General features: G+C 57.1%; 1 rRNA gene (cut by a window edge). It reads right to left on the reverse strand.

The annotated features are described in order from the left end of the window. Window positions 1–13: 13 nt before the first annotated feature. Window positions 14–2,488, reverse strand: a 23S ribosomal RNA gene (locus AB0I21_RS56845) (it continues 731 nt past the right edge of the window).

The following is a 2,488-nucleotide window of genomic DNA, read 5'->3' on the forward strand; positions in this document are numbered from 1 at the left end:
AGCTTTGTTGTATGAGGTCAAGTCCTCGGCCTATTAGTACCGGTCAGCTCAAACCTGTTACCAGGCTTCCACTTCCGGCCTATCAACCCAGTGGTCTAACTGGGGGCCTTAACCCTCAAGGGGTGGGATACCTCATCTCGAAGCGAGCTTCCCGCTTAGATGCTTTCAGCGGTTATCCCTTCCGAACGTAGCCAACCAGCCGTGCTCTTGGCAGAACAACTGGCACACCAGAGGTTCGTCCGTCCCGGTCCTCTCGTACTAGGGACAGCCCTTCTCAAGTATCCTACGCGCGCGGCGGATAGGGACCGAACTGTCTCACGACGTTCTAAACCCAGCTCGCGTACCGCTTTAATGGGCGAACAGCCCAACCCTTGGGACCTACTCCAGCCCCAGGATGCGACGAGCCGACATCGAGGTGCCAAACCATCCCGTCGATATGGACTCTTGGGGAAGATCAGCCTGTTATCCCCGGGGTACCTTTTATCCGTTGAGCGACACCGCTTCCACCTGCCAGTGCCGGATCACTAGTCCCGACTTTCGTCCCTGCTCGACCTGTCAGTCTCACAGTCAAGCCCCCTTGTGCACTTGCACTCAACACCTGATTGCCAACCAGGCTGAGGGAACCTTTGGGCGCCTCCGTTACATTTTAGGAGGCAACCGCCCCAGTTAAACTACCCACCAGACACTGTCCCTGAACCGGATCACGGTCCGAAGTTAGATACCCAAATCCAACAGAGTGGTATTTCAAGCTTGCCTCCACAACCACTGGCGTGGCCGCTTCACCGGCTCCCACCTATCCTACACAATCGAATTCGAGTACCAATGTCAAGCTATAGTGAAGGTCCCGGGGTCTTTCCGTCCTGCCGCGCGTAACGAGCATCTTTACTCGTAATGCAATTTCGCCGGGCCTGTGGTTGAGACAGTGGGGAAGTCGTTACGCCATTCGTGCAGGTCGGAACTTACCCGACAAGGAATTTCGCTACCTTAGGATGGTTATAGTTACCACCGCCGTTTACTGGCGCTTAAGTTCTCCGCTTCGCCCCGAAGGACTAACAGGTCCCCTTAACGTTCCAGCACCGGGCAGGCGTCAGTCCATATACATCGTCTTACGACTTAGCATGGACCTGTGTTTTTAGTAAACAGTCGCTTCCCCCTGGTCTCTGCGGCCACCAACCGCTCCACCAGCACGTGGTCTCACCATCGGTGGCCCCCCTTCTCCCGAAGTTACGGGGGCAATTTGCCGAGTTCCTTAACCACAGTTCGCCCGATCGCCTCGGTATTCTCTACCTGACCACCTGTGTCGGTTTGGGGTACGGGCCGCTCGAAACTCGCTAGAGGCTTTTCTCGGCAGCATGGGATCACTGACTTCGCCTGAAACGGCTCCGCTTCACGTCTCACCCTCAAGCAGTGCGGATTTGCCTACACTGCGGGCTACACGCTTGCCCCGGCACAACCACCGGCCGGGTCCAGCTACCCTCCTGCGTCACCCCATCGCTTGCCTACTACCCCACAAGTTCCCAACATCAACCCATCCACCCGAAGGCTTCAAGGAATCCGGAGGTTAGTACATGAAGGTTCAGCATGGACGCTTCTACGCGGGTACGGGAATATCAACCCGTTATCCATCGACTACGCCTCTCGGCCTCGCCTTAGGCCCCGACTCACCCAGGGCGGATTAGCCTGGCCCTGGAACCCTTGGTCATCCGGCGGCAGGGTTTCTCACCCTGCTTTCGCTACTCATGCCTGCATTCTCACTCGCGTCACCTCCACGGCTGGATCACTCCGCCGCTTCACTGGTGACACGACGCTCCCCTACCCATCCACACACCTGGACCTCAGGGCAAGCCCATCGGCCGGGTTATCATGTGAATGCCACAGCTTCGGCGGTGTGCTTGAGCCCCGCTACATTGTCGGCGCGGAACCACTTGACCAGTGAGCTATTACGCACTCTTTCAAGGGTGGCTGCTTCTAAGCCAACCTCCTGGTTGTCTATGCGACCCCACATCCTTTACCACTTAGCACACGCTTAGGGGCCTTAGCTGGTGATCTGGGCTGTTTCCCTCTCGACTACGAAGCTTATCCCCCGCAGTCTCACTGCCACGCTCTCACTTACCGGCATTCGGAGTTTAGTTGACTTCAGTAAGCTTGTAGGCCCCCTAGGCCATCCAGTGCTCTACCTCCGGCAAGAAACACGTGACGCTGCACCTAAATGCATTTCGGGGAGAACCAGCTATCACGGAGTTTGATTGGCCTTTCACCCCTAACCACAGATCATCCCCCAACTTTTCAACGTTGGTGGGTTCGGCCCTCCACGCGGTCTTACCCGCGCTTCAGCCTGCCCATGGCTAGATCACTCCGCTTCGGGTCTAGGACACGCGACTGAACGCCCTATTCAGACTCGCTTTCGCTACGGCTCCCCCACACGGGTTAACCTCGCCACGTATCACTAACTCGCAGGCTCATTCTTCAAAAGGCACGCCGTCACCCC

Origin of the sequence: Dactylosporangium sp. NPDC050588, assembly GCF_040654975.1 — a bacterium.
GTDB lineage: Bacteria > Actinomycetota > Actinomycetes > Mycobacteriales > Micromonosporaceae > Dactylosporangium > Dactylosporangium maewongense.